The 15824-nt window shown below is 41.3% G+C and carries 14 protein-coding genes; 9 read left to right on the top strand and 5 right to left on the bottom strand.

The genetic code is table 11. The features are described from left to right. Positions 1 to 725: 725 nt before the first annotated feature. The 3 genes from AAEY99_RS06900 to AAEY99_RS06890 all read right to left on the bottom strand — a co-directional run bounded on the left by AAEY99_RS06900 (position 726) and on the right by AAEY99_RS06890 (position 2868). The gene (locus tag AAEY99_RS06900) at positions 726 to 1307 is read right to left on the bottom strand and encodes a YSC84-related protein (RefSeq protein WP_101087284.1); all 582 of its coding nucleotides are present in this window, start codon (positions 1305 to 1307) and stop codon (positions 726 to 728) included. A 162-nt stretch (positions 1308 to 1469) separates the two neighbouring features. Then, positions 1470 to 2411, bottom strand: coding sequence for a hypothetical protein (locus tag AAEY99_RS06895; RefSeq protein WP_162022158.1), 942 nt, complete (start codon positions 2409 to 2411; stop codon positions 1470 to 1472). A 64-nt stretch (positions 2412 to 2475) separates the two neighbouring features. Next, entirely contained in the window at positions 2476 to 2868 is a 393-nt protein-coding gene (locus AAEY99_RS06890) for a nitrous oxide-stimulated promoter family protein (protein WP_101087282.1), read from the bottom strand. A 358-nt stretch (positions 2869 to 3226) separates the two neighbouring features. Between AAEY99_RS06890 and AAEY99_RS06885 the strand changes: the two genes are divergently transcribed. The 7 genes from AAEY99_RS06885 to AAEY99_RS06855 all read left to right on the top strand — a co-directional run bounded on the left by AAEY99_RS06885 (position 3227) and on the right by AAEY99_RS06855 (position 8904). Continuing rightward, the gene (locus AAEY99_RS06885) at positions 3227 to 4189 is read left to right on the top strand and encodes a hypothetical protein (RefSeq protein ID WP_351009772.1); all 963 of its coding nucleotides are present in this window, start codon (positions 3227 to 3229) and stop codon (positions 4187 to 4189) included. 107 nt (positions 4190 to 4296) lie between these two features. Beyond that, the gene (locus AAEY99_RS06880; RefSeq protein WP_162022160.1) at positions 4297 to 4629 is read left to right on the top strand and encodes a hypothetical protein; all 333 of its coding nucleotides are present in this window, start codon (positions 4297 to 4299) and stop codon (positions 4627 to 4629) included. Further along, a complete protein-coding gene (locus AAEY99_RS06875) occupies positions 4619 to 6100 on the top strand; it encodes a protein adenylyltransferase SelO (RefSeq protein WP_182744417.1) in 1482 nt (493 codons plus the stop codon). The genes AAEY99_RS06880 and AAEY99_RS06875 overlap by 11 nt, the downstream gene beginning before the upstream one ends. Before the next feature lie 25 nt (positions 6101 to 6125). Next, positions 6126 to 6428 carry a DUF3630 family protein gene (locus tag AAEY99_RS06870; RefSeq protein WP_101087278.1) on the top strand — a complete coding sequence of 101 codons (303 nt, stop codon included), beginning with the start codon at positions 6126 to 6128 and terminating at the stop codon, positions 6426 to 6428. A gap of 10 nt (positions 6429 to 6438) precedes the next feature. Further along, the gene (locus tag AAEY99_RS06865) at positions 6439 to 7440 is read left to right on the top strand and encodes a serine/threonine protein kinase (RefSeq protein ID WP_101087277.1); all 1002 of its coding nucleotides are present in this window, start codon (positions 6439 to 6441) and stop codon (positions 7438 to 7440) included. A gap of 131 nt (positions 7441 to 7571) precedes the next feature. Further along, a complete protein-coding gene (locus AAEY99_RS06860; protein WP_351009768.1) occupies positions 7572 to 8189 on the top strand; it encodes a thiol:disulfide interchange protein DsbA/DsbL in 618 nt (205 codons plus the stop codon). A 502-nt stretch (positions 8190 to 8691) separates the two neighbouring features. After that, positions 8692 to 8904: a DUF1107 domain-containing protein gene (locus AAEY99_RS06855; RefSeq protein WP_101087275.1), complete on the top strand. Its 213-nt coding sequence runs from the start codon at positions 8692 to 8694 to the stop codon at positions 8902 to 8904. Here AAEY99_RS06855 and AAEY99_RS06850 read toward each other — a convergent pair. Then, complete coding sequence (locus tag AAEY99_RS06850; protein WP_011635901.1) at positions 8901 to 9122, bottom strand: cell division protein ZapB; 222 nt, start codon at positions 9120 to 9122, stop codon at positions 8901 to 8903. The genes AAEY99_RS06855 and AAEY99_RS06850 overlap by 4 nt on opposite strands. A 172-nt stretch (positions 9123 to 9294) precedes the next feature. Here AAEY99_RS06850 and AAEY99_RS06845 point away from each other — a divergent pair, with 172 nt between their 5' ends. Next, positions 9295 to 9648, top strand: coding sequence for a RidA family protein (locus tag AAEY99_RS06845; RefSeq protein WP_162022163.1), 354 nt, complete (start codon positions 9295 to 9297; stop codon positions 9646 to 9648). Positions 9649 to 9885: 237 nt separating this feature from the next. Further along, the gene (locus AAEY99_RS06840; protein ID WP_101087273.1) at positions 9886 to 10977 is read left to right on the top strand and encodes a branched-chain amino acid aminotransferase; all 1092 of its coding nucleotides are present in this window, start codon (positions 9886 to 9888) and stop codon (positions 10975 to 10977) included. 105 nt (positions 10978 to 11082) lie between these two features. Here the strand turns inward: AAEY99_RS06840 and AAEY99_RS06835 are convergent, their stop codons facing one another. Further along, complete coding sequence (locus AAEY99_RS06835) at positions 11083 to 15555, bottom strand: EAL domain-containing protein (RefSeq protein ID WP_351009764.1); 4473 nt, start codon at positions 15553 to 15555, stop codon at positions 11083 to 11085. Between the last annotated feature and the right edge of the window lie 269 nt (positions 15556 to 15824).

Below are 15824 nucleotides of genomic sequence, written 5' to 3'. Positions count from 1 at the left end.
TGAGTCAGAAGTTATGATTGAAAATGGATAAATTTACCTCTGAACTTGAGGCCGTTGAAGAAAATAGCGTGAAGCTCACATGGATGTGAGCTTAGCTTTCGCGGTACAGGATGTACCATCGGAAGCGTTAGCATTTTTGAATAAGGCCGAGGTAGGATTCAAATGAGGTTTCAAGCTGGATAAATTTCCGTGGCAATTTTTTCGCTGCTGTTGTTTGGTTAAATAGCGAAAATGTTGCCGGAACGGCAGGGGTGATCCAAGAGGGGATTGCTGTTGATCCCCTTTTGGCCCGTGCAGGGTGGAACCTTGCGATGTTAGTCTGGTGTGGGCGAAGCGCCACGACGTTAGTGGCTGCAGGCCATAAGTACAACGTATAAAAAAGCTGGATTCCGGCTCAAAAACATTACCGGAATGACAAAGTATTTGGCCCGTGCAGGGTGGAACCTTGCGATGTTAGTCTGGTGTGGGCGAAGCGCCACGACGTTAGTGGCCGCAGGCCATCAATACCAAACATAAAAGAATAAACCTGGATCCCGGCTCAAAAGCATTACCGGGATGACGAGAAGGTTGTCCACAAATGTATCAGCAAGGTTAATTTGACCACTGTGTATATGCTAATGCCATTGTTTGGACTCTGCGATAATAAACCACTTATTCCAAATAATTCAGGCTGCCAATGGCAGCCTGAATGTTATGTACTTAACGAGTGTTAAGACTCGCAGTGGTTACTTACCATCAAAGGTAAATGACTGACCAGCGAGAGCGGCTTCAAACATTAATCCACCTTTAGCGGCGGTAAATATCGCCATACCATTTATATAGGCTGCGGCTGCGGCATGATTACTGCCTGCTTGTCCTGCACCTGCTGAATTACCTGTAGTACCAACTTGCGCATTGGCACCAACGTTAATGGCCACTGCTGACGCTTGCGCGCTAAATTCAAAGCTACCGCTGGTGAACTCATTATAAGCTTTGGCATCTTTAAAGAAGATAATTTCACTATAGGCTTGTCCGCCTAACTGAAAGCCAATAGATAGTTGGGTTAATGTGGAATCCCCCATATAAGCATCGCTTTGGTATACACGACCATTTCCATATGCGGCACCAATTCCGATACCGCCTTTGGCTACGGTTGGGAAGACTGCATAACCATAAGCCGTATTAAATAAATGTCGGCTTTCATTGGCCTTTTTAAAATTAGTGATGGCATCGTTATAAGCATCTTCGTTTGCAAAACTAGGAGCTGAAAACGCGAAGCTTAATAACACGAGTAAACTGGAAAAAACTAAGCTAATAGAACGTTTCATAAATAACCTCAGTGACTAAATTGTCATGGTAAAACTCGCCATAGAGTAGCATAACCCCTAATGGGTGCGAGTTAATAAACATTTATACTCGGCGAGCATCGGTAAACGGTTGAACATTTTTTTTTGGGTGATGTGTACGGGGAAATCAGTCTGTTTTCTGTCTTACTCATCCTTTTTTTTATCCCTTTCTACAGCTGAATTATCGTTTGGGTCGCGCCCATCCTCATCGACCATTAAATGATGTAAGTAAGTTATTTCTTCCTCGTCCAGCAGTGGATCAGTGTGCGGCTCTTTGCTTGATGGCGTAGCTTGGTTGGAGGCATTGAGCGACCCGCGCAAATAGGCCGATCGGGTGACTTGTTGGATGCCATATAACGCCAACACATATACGGTTAATAATAGGCTTAAACGTGTTACCGCTTGGGTTAATAATAAAACGGAGTCGCCTAAGTAAAACGGTAAATAAACCAACACGATACGCAGTATCCAATTAATGAGAATGCCGATGGTTAATACACTTAGCCAGCGAAATCGTATTACTTGTAAGTTAGGTTGCCTATTGGCCAAATATTGTGGGCGATAGTGGGATAATAAACGATAAATAGCCCCAAAATAGCCAAAGGTTTGTAGCATTAATAGGATGGGTAAAACCACGGCTAATAGATTAATACTGTTTATTTCACCCAGAGTTCCAATGGTGTTATTGGAATTTTTTGGATCGATACCAATATGAAATAATATGGTTGAACTGGTCACTAAGGCGATGATAATGGCAAAGCCAAAATGTTTGATTAACAGTGGTTGGTAATCTTGTGCTGTTAGGCTGCTTTTACAATATAAATACAGCATTGGCATTAGTAAAAAATAGATAGGGATAAACAGTGTAAGGGTTAAATGTATCGGGATAGGGGTGGTTTCTGGGGTAAGTAAACCGGTTAAAAAATAACAGCCGATAAGTAAAAAGATCCCAGCCAACAGGCTATGGCTGCGGGTGGCACTTTGGTAAATATAATGAACATACAAGCCTACTCCAAGGCAATGAATGCCTCCTAGCAAGGAGAGCCACCAGTATGTTTGAATGAATAAATCGTTAAATTGGTTCATTTTCACTCTCTTTGACGATAGTGAATACTAACCTACTTTGTGTAAACCGAGTAGTTCTCGGTTATTAACTTTGCTTTACTTTACGTAAATGTCTGTTTGAAACTCTTTCTGGCGGCAGGCCTGGTGCCGGTTTGCGTTCTGCCAATAAATGCTTAATGGCAAAAATTGGATGAGGCAACAGCATTCTTGGCCCTGCATACATCATGATTTCACGTGCTCTTTGTTTCATATGAGGTTTGTAACAATGCACCGGGCATTTATTACAAGTGGGTTTGTCTTGGCCGTAGGGGCACCGATCGAGTCGAGTATTGGCATAGCTTAAAAACTCACTACATTGCAGGCATACACCCTGGGAGGGTTTAAGAGGATGGTGCGCTTTACAGTAGATTTCGACCATAGCTTGCATGGTTCGAAATTCGTAGAGTAATTTACCGCTTAATAGTTCTGTATCATCCATAGTGTTATCTCTTATTAAATACCTTAGTAAAACAGTCGGATATTAGTAGTGTAAACTTGGCAATAGTAGCTGACAAACTCCGCTTATTTAACTTTGATCTTTGGCTCAAAATGTCCTTTTTTTGAGGTTGAGATCGCAAAAATGATTAAAACTGATGCGAAATGGCGAGTGGTCTACGACTTGTTACAGATTAAAATAGATAAATACTTGATTTTATAGTGTACATTGAAATAATAATGGCTAGTGCTTAAAAAAACAGCGCAGTATCATTAAACCATTACATTGCCTCACAATGAATGCTGTTGTGAGTGAGTTAAAACAATGTGCTCTGGCACATAATCAGCAAGGTGGAAGCCTAATGAAGGTAATTTTAACTGTCATATTGATTGCAATTGCTCTGTATTTGTACAGACGTACTCAAGCGGTGGCAAAACAAGAACGTGATAAAACCGATCGTAATGCCACATCGCATTCATCCAGTGAGGTTGCTCAACCTTTAACGGCAGCAGACGATACGACTATGGCAGAGTCTGAGCATGTCGTTATGGATAAGTCGGCAGCAGATGAGGTATTAACTGAGGTTACAGTGAAGACCGATGAACTTATTTCAGTTGATGTTGATCCTGTTGACGAGTTCAGCGAAAAGCCAACAGCGCCAGTGGAGCTGCTTAATGAGCCAGTTGATGCTGTCGAAATTGCTCCGGAACAGACTAAGCCCAAAACTCCTAAATCCGAAAGTATAGTCACTGAGGTGGTTTCTGCGCCTGAAGTTGCCCCTAAGGATGTTGCTACGGCAAACGAGAACAAAGCTAGCGAGAACAAAGCTAACGTGAGCAATGCAGATGCCGAGCCTAAAGTATCTGCTACTGCAGAGGTTGATGCGCCAAGTGATCAAGGCTTGTCCTTGAGTCTAAACCGTGTTGAAGGCGATTGGGCCAGCGAAAGTTTTCTGCAACAGGTTGATGCTGCCAATAACGCTAACGATCTTCAAAGCCAGCATAATGGCTTAGCCAGTGTGATTAATCATTGCTATAAAATGCGTAAACAGAGCGATTATTGTCAATATGGTGCGGCGTTACAATTAACCTATGTAGGGTTATATCGCTCATTACATCAACAATATGTCTCTCAAAAAAGCACTGATGAAATCAAATCGCCAGCGTTTATGCAGTTATCGACATTGTTAAATGATGTTGGTCAGTTTGATGAGGCGATTAAGGTGTGCGAGCAAGCGCTTGAATACCAGCTAACCGACGGCACTGTCACTGGCTTTGAAGGACGCATAAAGCGGATAGAAAAGGCCAAAACCAAAGCGAGCTAATAGGCTAATCAATACTGTTGGATGAATATCAGGTATGATATTCAAAAGGAAAGCGGACCTTGGTTCGCTTTTTTGTTGCTTCAAATCCAATGCTTTCAAGGTTTAAAATGACATTAATGACTCGTACATTAACAAAAACATTGCTGTTTACTGCCACAGTAGTTTTACTTGCCGGTTGTATTCGTACACCTGAATGGACCTTATTTTATGTTGCAGATCGAACACCTATACCGACCCAAATAGTACTGCAAGACCACATTGCCGGTTTTTACGATTCATTGGAGCAATGCCAAGCTAAAGGTGCTGGAATGTTACGCTTGCAAGCCTCGTCAGTGCCTGCAGAGCAAGCGTTTGCATGTGGCGAGTTGTGTCAGATAGATGAAAAGCAACAATTGCAGTGTGAGAATCAGGTCGTGGGTACAAAGCATAATGCAGTTTAAGCAAGATTTTTTTGAGCAACTAGAAGGCTTTTATTCGCAAGTTTATCCTTTACCCATCAGTAATCCTCATTGGCTGGGTTGGAGTGATGACGCGGCTCAATTAATTGGTTTAGCAAAACCCAATACTGAACTGTTGATGCAATTATCGGCCAACTATGCCGCTCCTGGTGCCAGTTATTACGCTCAAGTTTATAGTGGCCATCAATTTGGTGGCTATACACCAAGATTGGGCGATGGTCGTTCAATTATATTAGGTGAAGCTATTGGTCCAAATGGGGCTTGGGATGTCGCGTTAAAAGGCGGCGGTCCAACACCGTATTCTCGCCAAGGTGATGGTCGGGCGGTAATGCGCTCAGCAGTTCGAGAGTTTTTAGTATCCGAAGCGCTTGCTGCGCTAAATGTACCTACCAGCCGTGCGTTAGCCGTTATTGGTTCCGATTTACCCGTATGGCGCGAAAGCCAAGAAACGGCCGCAATAACGGTACGTTTGGCAAAAAGTCACATTCGGTTCGGCCATTTTGAATATTTCTTTCATAGCGAGCAAGGCGATGCAGCCAAACTGACTCAATTAGTTAATTTTACCATTCAACAGCATTTTCCACATTTATCAACCGATGCAGCAGGTTACAAAAAATGGTTTTATGAGGTGGTGCAGTCTACCGCTAAAATGATTGCTCATTGGCAGTCTGTTGGTTTTGCTCACGGGGTGATGAATACCGACAATATGTCGATACTTGGTGATACCTTCGATTTTGGCCCATTTGCTTTCTTAGACACCTTTAAAGAAGACTTTATCTGTAATCACTCCGATCACGAAGGTCGTTATGCCTTTGGCCAGCAACCAGGAATTGGATTATGGAACCTCAAGCGTTTGGCGCAAACATTAACGCCTATTATCGAGTCGGATGATTTAATCGCAGCGCTAAATACGTATCAATTTGAATTAATTCAGCAGTATTTATTACTCATGCGCGCTAAGTTAGGCCTTTCTCAATCCAATATTAACCCAAATGTTGTTAATGCAGAGGAACAGGCCGAATTCGATAACAAAGATTTGCAGCTTGTGGGGCAATTAACCGGATTACTCGAAACTAACCAACTTGACTATACCAATAGTTTACGCCGTTTTGGCCAACTAGACCCGAGTAGTGTGCATTCTAGTTTACGAGACGATATGGCCGACCTTGCTGGTTTTGATACTTGGCATCAAGCTTATCAAAACCGAGTAGGTGAAGTGGCGGATGTGAATGCATGGCAATGTGAGCGTAATAGTGCCAACCCTAAATATATTTTGCGCAATTACCTTGCCCAGGAAGCTATTATCGAGATTGAAGAAAATGGCGACAACAGCAAGTTATTGCAACTTCAACAACTTTTACAACGTCCTTTTGACGAACAACCTGAGATGGAAGATTTTGCCAAACGCCCACCTAAATGGGGACAAGGCTTAATAATGTCTTGTAGCAGTTAATTGATGTATTTTATCTGAGTCGATTATGAAATTATTATCAGCCAAATTAGATCCCGCAGCATTGAGTATTGTTATTCAAGCTGAAGTGGATTTTGAGCAATTTGAACGATTTGCAGAACCGCTAGCGGCTGCACTTGATTGTGATATTCGAGAGCGCCAATGGGGCGCAGATCGTCATCAATGGTTACTGAACTTTGAAGGCAGCCCTTTATGGTTACATTATGAGTTTTATGGTGATATTTGTTGGATTTCCACCGATAGCGCAAATGAGTTAGACGTATTAGCATTTTTATTAACGCTACTTGCCCCACATATTCAAACTGCTTAAGAAGGTATACATGGACAACGATACAGGCGCAGAGTTTCATTTTCAGGCATTGAGACCCGATCTCATTTTAGATGCCATCGAAAGCATCGGCGTCTTCCCTGAGACGGGGCTATTAGCATTAAACAGTTACGAAAATAGGGTGTACCAATTCCGCTGCGATCAAGGCATTCGTTATGTGGTGAAGTTTTATCGGCCGCATCGTTGGAGCAATGAACAAATTCAAGAAGAGCACGATTATGCCTTGGCATTGGCGGCAGAAGATATTCCTATTGCCGTTCCTGTCGTTATTGAAGGTAAAACCTTATTTGAGTATCAAGGTTATCGTTTTGGTCTTTTTCCGTCTATTGGCGGGCGGGCATTTGAAGTAGACAATCTTGAACAACTTGAATCGGTTGGCCGCTTTATTGGCCGAATTCATCAATATGGCGCAATGCAGCCTTTTAAATACCGTGAATCGCTGACCCCTGCCATTTTGGGCGATGAGTCTTATCGCTATTTACGCGAAAGTGGTATTGTTGCCAGTTCAATGCAGACAGCTTTTTTCACCGTAGTAGAGCAAGTTTTAGAGAAAGCCAAGCAGATATGGCAGCAGCACAATTTTACCTCTATACGCTTGCACGGAGATTTACACCCTAGTAATATTTTATGGACACCAGATGGACCTGGATTTGTTGATTTAGACGATGCCAGGCAAGGGCCAGCAGTACAAGATTTATGGATGATGTTGACCGGAGATCGTCAGCAGCAATTATTACAAATTGATATTTTATTAGAGGGATATCAAGAGTTTTGTGATTTTGATGCGAGACAGTTGGCACTCATTGAGCCGTTAAGGGCTTTCCGGATGGTGCATTATAATGCGTGGTTAGCCAAGCGTTGGGATGACCCTGCATTCCCGATGAATTTTCCATGGTTTGGCGATATTAAGTATTGGGAACAACAAACTCTGGCGTTTAAGGAGCAGTTATCTGCGCTTAATGAGCCACCATTGAGTTTACCTAGTTTTAATTAACAATATTTCATAATCACTACCTAATAGTATTTAGTTACAAATACAATTGACTAGCGATTGAGTTACAGGCTAACGCTAGACTATGATAGAGCCAGCGTATTTATATTTTTGCCTATTTAGAAGGAAGTAAAATGAAAAAAGCATTACTGATGGCTGCTGCACTCCTGCTAGCGCCTATGGCTGCGATGGCTGCCGATTATAAAGAAGGTGTACATTACACGGTTATTAATGATGGCCCTGAAACTGCCAAGCCAGAAATTACTGAGTTTTTCTCATTCTATTGTCCACATTGTTTTAATTTTTCTAAAACAGTAGTGCCTAAAATTGAAGCGAACTTACCTGAAGGTGTCACATTTAATCAGTCCCACGTTGAGTTTATCGGTCGTGAAATGGGCGTAGAAATGTCACGTGCTTTTGCGGTTGCTCAGCAGTTAAATGTCGAGAAAAAAATGGACGCAGCTTTATTTAGCGCTATCCACGACAAGCGTCAGCAATTTACTCGCGCAGACGATATCAAAGCAGTATTTATCGCTAATGGCGTAGATGGTAAAGCTTACGATGCAGCGGCAAGTTCATTTATGGTTAACGCACAGATGTCGAAAATGAAGCGTGATACTGAAAATGCTAAAATTTCCGGTGTACCAACATTAGTAGTTAACGGCAAATATCGCGTCGAAACCAGCTCGATTAAATCTTATGATGAATTAATTGATATCGCATTTTACTTAACATCAATGAACAAAAAGTAATCTACACAACTTATGTTTGTTAAATAAGGAGCTTCGGCTCCTTTTTTGTTGTCTAAATTTCAGCAAAGGTTATCAAACAATACTCATATTTTTAAACAAGAGGCTGATGCTGTGATTTAGGCGGGATGTTGATTGCGTGGAGTGGAAGTTTATCGCAGGCAAAAAAAAACCGTATGTCTATAAAAGACGATACGGAGATGAGTCAAATGACTCTTTTTTACCCTGAGTAACATCAAAGATCTTAACATAGCGTCAAAATATTGGCAAGCGGCATTAAAGTGTCACTTGAGATTTATGGGATTTATCAGAACAATAAAAAATAGCATGTTAATGAAACTCTTTCGGCATCATGTGGTCAAACTTGATGACATTGAAGTTGTGCTTAACAAGAAAGTGAATAGTGGTTTATATCTGCTTTGAACATTTACATTTCCGACTTATACATGGCTTATCGTCGTTATTTCATTGCACCTTGTGCATGTATTTTCTTGGAGGAAGTCGTATGAGAATGTTCCCTGTTTATGCACCTAAATTGATAGTTAAGCATGCTAGGATCTTTTTGAGTGGCGTGATTTGGGTAAAAGACTTAGGGTTACTCGAGTTTGATAAAGGGCGCTTTTTACAGACGAAAAAAAGCCTGCCGAAAGTTAAGCAGGCTATCAGTGAATTAAATGCCTTGATTGAAATACAATCAAAGCAGTATCAATCCATTTAGATTTCGTTATTCAATAAACCAACAAGGCCGTTGACCTTATCACTCCAAGAGTTTAGGTCTTGCTGCAATTGTTGGTTTTTTTGTGTCAATTCTTGTTGCTGTGAAAGCAACGCTTCGTTCTTTTGCTTCTCTTCATCAAGCTCCATTTTTAGTAGCTCAATATTTTCGAGAGTTGCCTGGATTTTGGTTTCCAGTTGGGACAATAATTCAAGGCTCATGGGGAGTCCTATACGTTTCTGGATGGAAACCCGATTCTAGCAGTGACAAGGCCTATAGGAATAGCCTTTAAAACTAAGTGGCTAAAATATATTCAATAAATCGTACTATATTGTGCTTTATCTCAGATCGCGCTATTTTCATCTGCTAACCAAGACAGTAAAAGACCTTTTTATGACAATTACCCGACTCGATGTTAACACTCGCATGAGCAGTATTGTGATCCACAACAATACCGTTTATCTGTGTGGCCAGGTGGCTAAAGATAAGTTCACCGATATTAATACCCAAACCATTACCATGCTTGAAGAGGTCGAAAGCTTGCTCGTACAATCGGGTAGTCGACGCGATCATATTTTATCAGCCACTATTTACCTTAAAGATATGGCTGATTACGATGCAATGAATCAAGTGTGGGACAACTGGTTACCCAAAGGGCATGCCCCAGCAAGAGCTTGTGTACAAGCAGCGATTGCCGAACCTGAATACTTGGTTGAAATTTCGGTGATTGCAGCAGTGGCAAGTTAGCCATAAATGGATAATCATTCTTGGTGGCATAACTTTGATTAATCTTGATTGATGCGTTGTGATTAGGCTAGTGACAGAATGAGATATGCACTGACAGTTTGTCTGTTGCAGTATGAATAAATATATTGATGCTTGTTACGTTCAATTGACGTATTTTGATTTAGGATCTAGGGCTGCGACTTGACATTATTCTCTAGCCTCCATAGTCTGCAAGCTCAGTTTTTAAGGTGGTATGCAATGGACATAAAATATAATTTAAAATCAGCGTCAGAGCGCCGCACAGAGCCATTTAAGCCTGAAGGCGATGTGGGTTTCGGTAAGCTTCGTACTGATCACATGTTTTTGATGGATTATCGTGATGGTCAATGGTGCGATCCGCGCATAGTTCCTTACGGCCCGTTTGAAATGGCACCCGGTGCAATGTCATTGCATTATGGCCAATCAATTTTTGAAGGCGCTAAAGCCTTTATGCACGAAGATGGCGAGATTTACACCTTCCGCTTAAATAAAAACGCTGAGCGCATGAACCGTTCTGCCGATATCGTGTGTATTCCGAATATCGATGAAAGTATGCAAGTAAAGGCAATTAATGCCCTTATTGATGTTGACCGTTTGTGGTTCCCACAGCAACAAGGTGCGTGTTTATACATTCGACCTTTTATTTTTGCAACAGAAGATCGTTTGTCTGTTAGCCCTAGTCAGCAATATACATTCTGCGTAATGCTAAGCCCATCTGGAGCGTATTATGCCTCTGGGGTTAATAATGGTATTCGTTTGTTAATCAGTACTAAGTACCACCGTGCAGTATCTGGTGGTACTGGTGCTTCAAAAGCTGCTGGTAACTATGCTGCTTCACTGCGTGCAGGTAAAGCGGCTGTAGAATATGGCGCATCGCAGGTATTGTATTTAGATTCAACCAATACTCAAATTGAAGAAGCTGGCGCGATGAATCACTTTCACATTTTAAAAGATGGCACTGTGATTATTCCGACATTCACAGACACCATTTTAAAATCCATTACCTCTCAGTCCATTATGGAACTTGGGGATATGCTGGGTTGTGAAGTGAGACAAGAAACGGTGATGTTAGATAAATTCATTGCTGATATTGAAGCGGGTGAAATTATTGAAGCGGGTGGATTTGGTACTGCTGCGGTGGTATCGCCTGTCAGTTCATATATCTTCGAAGATGGTCGGGTTTTGACCGTTGGCGACGGTAAGGTAGGTCCTAATATTCAGCGTATTTATAAGCTGTTTACTGAGCTACAAAAAGGCAACGTTACTGCACCGCAAGGCTGGGTAAAACGCGTTGAACGTGTTGCACCGTAGTTTATAGCTTATAGCTTATAGTTTATAGCTTATAGCTTATAGTTTATAGTTTATTCAATCAGTAAAATACACATAAAAGCTCCTAAATGGAGCTTTTATTTTGCCTTATGAATGACTAATCTTAACTTTGTCTTGCGTTAATAATGCAAGGCAATTAACCGCACTCAGTGGCTTACTGAGCAAGAAGCCCTGTACTTGATCACAACCCCCCTCACGTAAGAAATTCAATTGCGCTTGGGTTTCAACACCTTCAGCAACAACGTTAAGCTCTAAACTGTGGGCCAAGGTTATAATGGCGCTAGTGATGGCAGCATCGTCAGGATCTTCAGTTATATCACGCACAAATTCACGATCAATCTTCAAGGTATCAATTGGGAAGCGTTTCAAATAGCTTAAGCTTGAGTATCCGGTACCAAAGTCATCAATCGCAATGGTTAAGCCTAATGCTTTGAGTTGCGATAGCACGGCAACGGAATCCTGTGGGTTACCCATAATCATCGATTCGGTTAATTCGAGTTCTAAGGCGCTTGCCGGTAATCCAGATACCGCTAATGCGACTTCTATGGTCGAAATGATATCGGCTTTCAATTGTCTGGCTGAAAGGTTAACGGCGACAGATATATGCTCAAACCCTTGTTGATGCCATTGCGCCAGTTGGTTACAGGCTTGTTGAATAGCCCAATGACCAATCTGATTGATGATGCCTGTTTCTTCCGCCAGCGGAATAAACTCAACCGGTGAAATAAAGCCAAGTTCTGGGCTTTCCCAGCGCATTAACGCTTCCAGTCCGATAATTTTTTCAGTTTTTACATCGTATTTAGGTTGATAAACCAAATATAGCTCATTGTCTTGAATCGCTTTTTTAAGTCCGGCCTCTAACTGAACATGACGTGTAGCATATTGGTTTAATTGCTCGGTATAGAATTGGAAGTTATTGCGCCCCAGTGATTTTGCGTGATACATGGCGGTATCAGCATACTTAATCAATGAGGTGGTATCATCTGCATCTTCTGGGTACAAACTGATACCAATCGACGGTGATATAGTCAGTATTTTATCGTCAAGTAAAAAAGGTGTTTGAAAAGCGTGTAACACTTTTTCGGCAATAATGGTGGCGGCTTTCGTTTTGGCAACACCTTCTAAAATAATGGTAAATTCATCTCCGCCTAAGCGTGCAACGGTATCGCCATCTCGTACAGCATTTTGCAGGCGATGCGCGACGGCTTTAAGCAGTAAATCACCGATGTGGTGGCCCATTGAGTCATTGATATGTTTAAATCGGTCAAGATCTAAAAATAACAATGCTACGATGCTATTGGCACGGTGTGCTTTCGTCACGGCTTGGTTGAGCCTGTCCTGGAATAAAGTGCGGTTAGGCAGTCCGGTCAGTGGATCAAAGTTAGCCAATACTCGTAAATCTTCTTCGGCTTTTTTACGGGCAGTAATATCGGTGAACACCGCCACAAAGTGACTCGTTTCACCTTTATTATCGATAACTTGGTTAATTTCTAGCCATGCAAGAATGCCGCGACGGTTGCGGGTTCTAATGTGAATTTCACCGGCCCAATGTTTGTGCCTTAATAGCTGGGTTTCAACTGAGTTATAAAACTCGCGCGACTGCTTTCCCATGGTTAAAAACAAGAAATGCTTACCGACAACATCACGATGTTTAAAGCCAGTAATGCGACTAAAAGCTGGATTGATTGAGCGTATTTGATAGTCTAGTTCACCAACGACAACGGCTTCGTTCATACTAAACAAGACTTGCGATGATAGCTTGAGTTCGTTTTCTGTGATTTTTCGGCTAGTAATGTCTTTATGAGTTCCAGCCATTCGCACTGGAATATTATTGCCATCACGTTCAACAATTTGACCACGATCTAACACCCAAGCCCATTCTCCAGGTTTAGTTTCAACGCGATACTCTGCTTCAAAGAACTCACTTTCACCGTTAAGGTGATCGTTAAGCAGTTTTTGCACTCGTGGTCGGTCTTCTGGATCAATATTTTTATTCAATAACTGATCTTTTAACGAAAAACTCATCGGCTCGATCATGTTAGTTCGATAGACTTTATCGTCTTTAATATTCCAATCCCACATACCATCGCCAGAAGCCCAAAGTGCCAGTTTTAGACGCTCTTCAGAGGCGCGAATACTGTTGTCAAATTCACGTTGCTTGGCCTGTTTTTTCTTTCGGGCATAAAAAAACCAAACAATAATTAATAATCCGACCGTAATATACAGAATATAAGCTGTGTTGCTCATATACATTGGTGGCACTACTGACACGTTCACATTAAGTGTGTATTGGCTGTATCTATTCGTCCCTAGCGCATGACGAACCACTAACTTGTATTCAGCAGGTGGTAAGTTGGTATAGGTGATTTCGTTGCCATGGGATAATTCGCGCCAATCGTTGTCATAACCGTCTAAAAAGTAGCTAAAACGGCTTAATCCAGGGTAACTGAAATTGAGTGAGCCGACTTCAAAGCTGATGAGTTGTTGTTCATAAGGCATGATAATGCGCGGAGCATGGCTTAAGTCGCGAATAGGGTGTTGGGTTTCACCAATCGTGTATTTTGTCAGCGCCAGTTTGTTCTCAGACCTTTGGCTTGGAATAGTGCTTGGGTTAAATTGGTTAAGGCCTCGAATACCACCAAACCATAAGGTACCGTTAAGCTCTTTAAACTTAGCTGAACCATTAAATTCATTGGCTTGCAAACCTTCGAATTTATTATAAGAAATAAAGCTTTTATTACTCGGGGTAAAACGTGAAATACCCGAGTTAGTACTCAGCCATAAATCGTGTTTTTCGTCTTCTAAAATCGCATAAACTGTATTACTGCTTTTGTCTGCGTTGACGTCCATTCTTTCAAATTTAAACGTGCCGTATTCTATTGTTAGCTTGTCTATACCACCATGAGTCGCCACCCAAAAGTCGCCATTTTCTGCTAACAAAAAGTCTCTGACACGATTGTCACTCAGACTGTAAGGGTTTTCTGAATCATGGCTCAAAAAGTCTAGTTTTTGTGCTTCAGCTGAAAGCCTTACCACTCCGCCCATAGTGCCTAGCCATAAATAACCTTGGCTGAAATAAAGTTTAATAATTTGGTATTTGAATGGCGAAAAATCAGCTTGAAAGCCGAAGTTATAAGCCATCATGCGATTTGTATACTCAGAGATAAAATACAAACCTTGTGAGCTGGCTATCCATAAACGGTCTTTGTCATCAAAGGCTAAACTGCGGATTTGGGTATCGGCATAAAATTGTGCGTTTGCCGGTTTAATTTGCTGCAGGGTATTGCTCTTATCTAAGGTAAACAGCCCTACGTTGGTGGCAAACCATAGTAAACCTTGTTTATCTTGTTTAATGTCATGCACTATCAAGGATAACTGTTCTGTAGGTATCGCTAATGTTTTTGCAAATAAATCATTGATGTAATGATATTGGTTATCATCGGGGGTCAAATACTTAAGTCCAGCACCATCGGTGCCTATCCACAGGCGTTGCTGTGTGTCCCTGAAAATGACGCGGATCATGTTTGCCATGCCCGGAGCATTGGTTTGGTAGTCGTAAAAGTGGCTAAAATATTGATGGCTGAGATTTAGTTTATCGATGCCCGAATAACCTGTACCAATCCATAGGGTGCCGTTTTGATCTAGCATTAGGTTTTGTAGTGTATTAGCACTGATGGAATTGAGTTTTTGCGGATCATGTTTATAAAGCGTGCTGTGCCACTTGCCACCCATAAAATCGAGTTTGAATAAACCGGTATTGTTGCCGATAGCAAAAATTTGATTGGCATTAACCACGATAAAATCAATTATCTTACGGTTATCGCCAAAACTATCATCATGCGACCATATCAGTTCTTTTTTATGGGTATCGAGATTGTAGCGCCAAATTTGGTTGTCGATGGCCAGCCAGACGGAATAAACAGAGCTGGATTTGATTTGGTTTACCGTCATATTGAGCGGGATATCAAGCCGAATAATAGTATTACTATCAATGGCAAATGTGCCATGTGATTGAGTGCCAACGACAATGTATTTATCGTCAATATTGGCAATGCTGGTAATATTGGGCGTGATATTATTGCCTAAACTGACGAGAATAATTTTTTCGGTTTTTAAGGATAGTATGTACAGACCCGAACGAGTACCTACCCACAAGGTATCGCCAATCACGGCAAGATGGGTTACCTGAAGCTCAGTTAAGCCTTGGGGTTGTTTAAACGCAGTAAACTCCCCCGTAGTGAGGTTGAATCGATTGAGTCCATTGTTGAAGGTGCCTATCCATAAATCGCCGTCAGGTGACTGCAAAATATCAGTAATTAAATTGCCTGAGATAGAGTTGGTATTTTTTGGCTGTTTTAAGTATAAATCAAACTCAACACCATTATAGCTGTGTAGACCGTCTTGAGTCCCTATCCAAAGCATTCCTGAGCTGTCCATAAACAGACGAGTAATCGAGTTTTGATTAAGGTCCCCTTCGGTACTGAAATGGTCAAATTTTACTTCGGTTAAGCTGTCATAAGGATCATTTTTTTGCGCTGAAACAGAGACTGAAAAACTCAATGTTATGACTAAAATTAGCCAGTGTGTTAAAAGCGTGAATGCACGAAAATTCAAATTTCACCTATAAAAAATTTATTGGAAAGGCTGTGACAACTTTCAATTATATTAACAATAAAACCCGACATTAAGTCTTACACATTCAATTGTTAATTAATTTTATCAATTGAGTTATCGATAAACTCTTTTTCCTTATAAAACTGACAGTTTTACACCTTTAACGCAACAGAAAATCGTCATTTGTCGGTTTTATGACAGTTTAGCCTCTTCAA

The sequence above is a fragment of the Shewanella sp. S1-58-MNA-CIBAN-0166 genome (assembly GCF_040310085.1).
Classification (GTDB): Bacteria; Pseudomonadota; Gammaproteobacteria; order Enterobacterales; family Shewanellaceae; genus Shewanella.
Note: the sequence above shows the minus strand (reverse complement) of the source record. Positions and strands in the feature narration are given on the sequence as shown.

Coding starts and splice junctions, on each gene's coding strand:
- AAEY99_RS06900 (WP_101087284.1), bottom strand. CDS start 1,307: ATGAAACGTTCTATTAGCTTAGTTTTTTCCAGTTTACTCGTGTTATTA.
- AAEY99_RS06895 (WP_162022158.1), bottom strand. CDS start 2,411: ATGAACCAATTTAACGATTTATTCATTCAAACATACTGGTGGCTCTCC.
- AAEY99_RS06890 (WP_101087282.1), bottom strand. CDS start 2,868: ATGGATGATACAGAACTATTAAGCGGTAAATTACTCTACGAATTTCGA.
- AAEY99_RS06885 (WP_351009772.1), top strand. CDS start 3,227: ATGAAGGTAATTTTAACTGTCATATTGATTGCAATTGCTCTGTATTTG.
- AAEY99_RS06880 (WP_162022160.1), top strand. CDS start 4,297: ATGACATTAATGACTCGTACATTAACAAAAACATTGCTGTTTACTGCC.
- AAEY99_RS06875 (WP_182744417.1), top strand. CDS start 4,619: ATGCAGTTTAAGCAAGATTTTTTTGAGCAACTAGAAGGCTTTTATTCG.
- AAEY99_RS06870 (WP_101087278.1), top strand. CDS start 6,126: ATGAAATTATTATCAGCCAAATTAGATCCCGCAGCATTGAGTATTGTT.
- AAEY99_RS06865 (WP_101087277.1), top strand. CDS start 6,439: ATGGACAACGATACAGGCGCAGAGTTTCATTTTCAGGCATTGAGACCC.
- AAEY99_RS06860 (WP_351009768.1), top strand. CDS start 7,572: ATGAAAAAAGCATTACTGATGGCTGCTGCACTCCTGCTAGCGCCTATG.
- AAEY99_RS06855 (WP_101087275.1), top strand. CDS start 8,692: ATGAGAATGTTCCCTGTTTATGCACCTAAATTGATAGTTAAGCATGCT.
- AAEY99_RS06850 (WP_011635901.1), bottom strand. CDS start 9,122: ATGAGCCTTGAATTATTGTCCCAACTGGAAACCAAAATCCAGGCAACT.
- AAEY99_RS06845 (WP_162022163.1), top strand. CDS start 9,295: ATGACAATTACCCGACTCGATGTTAACACTCGCATGAGCAGTATTGTG.
- AAEY99_RS06840 (WP_101087273.1), top strand. CDS start 9,886: ATGGACATAAAATATAATTTAAAATCAGCGTCAGAGCGCCGCACAGAG.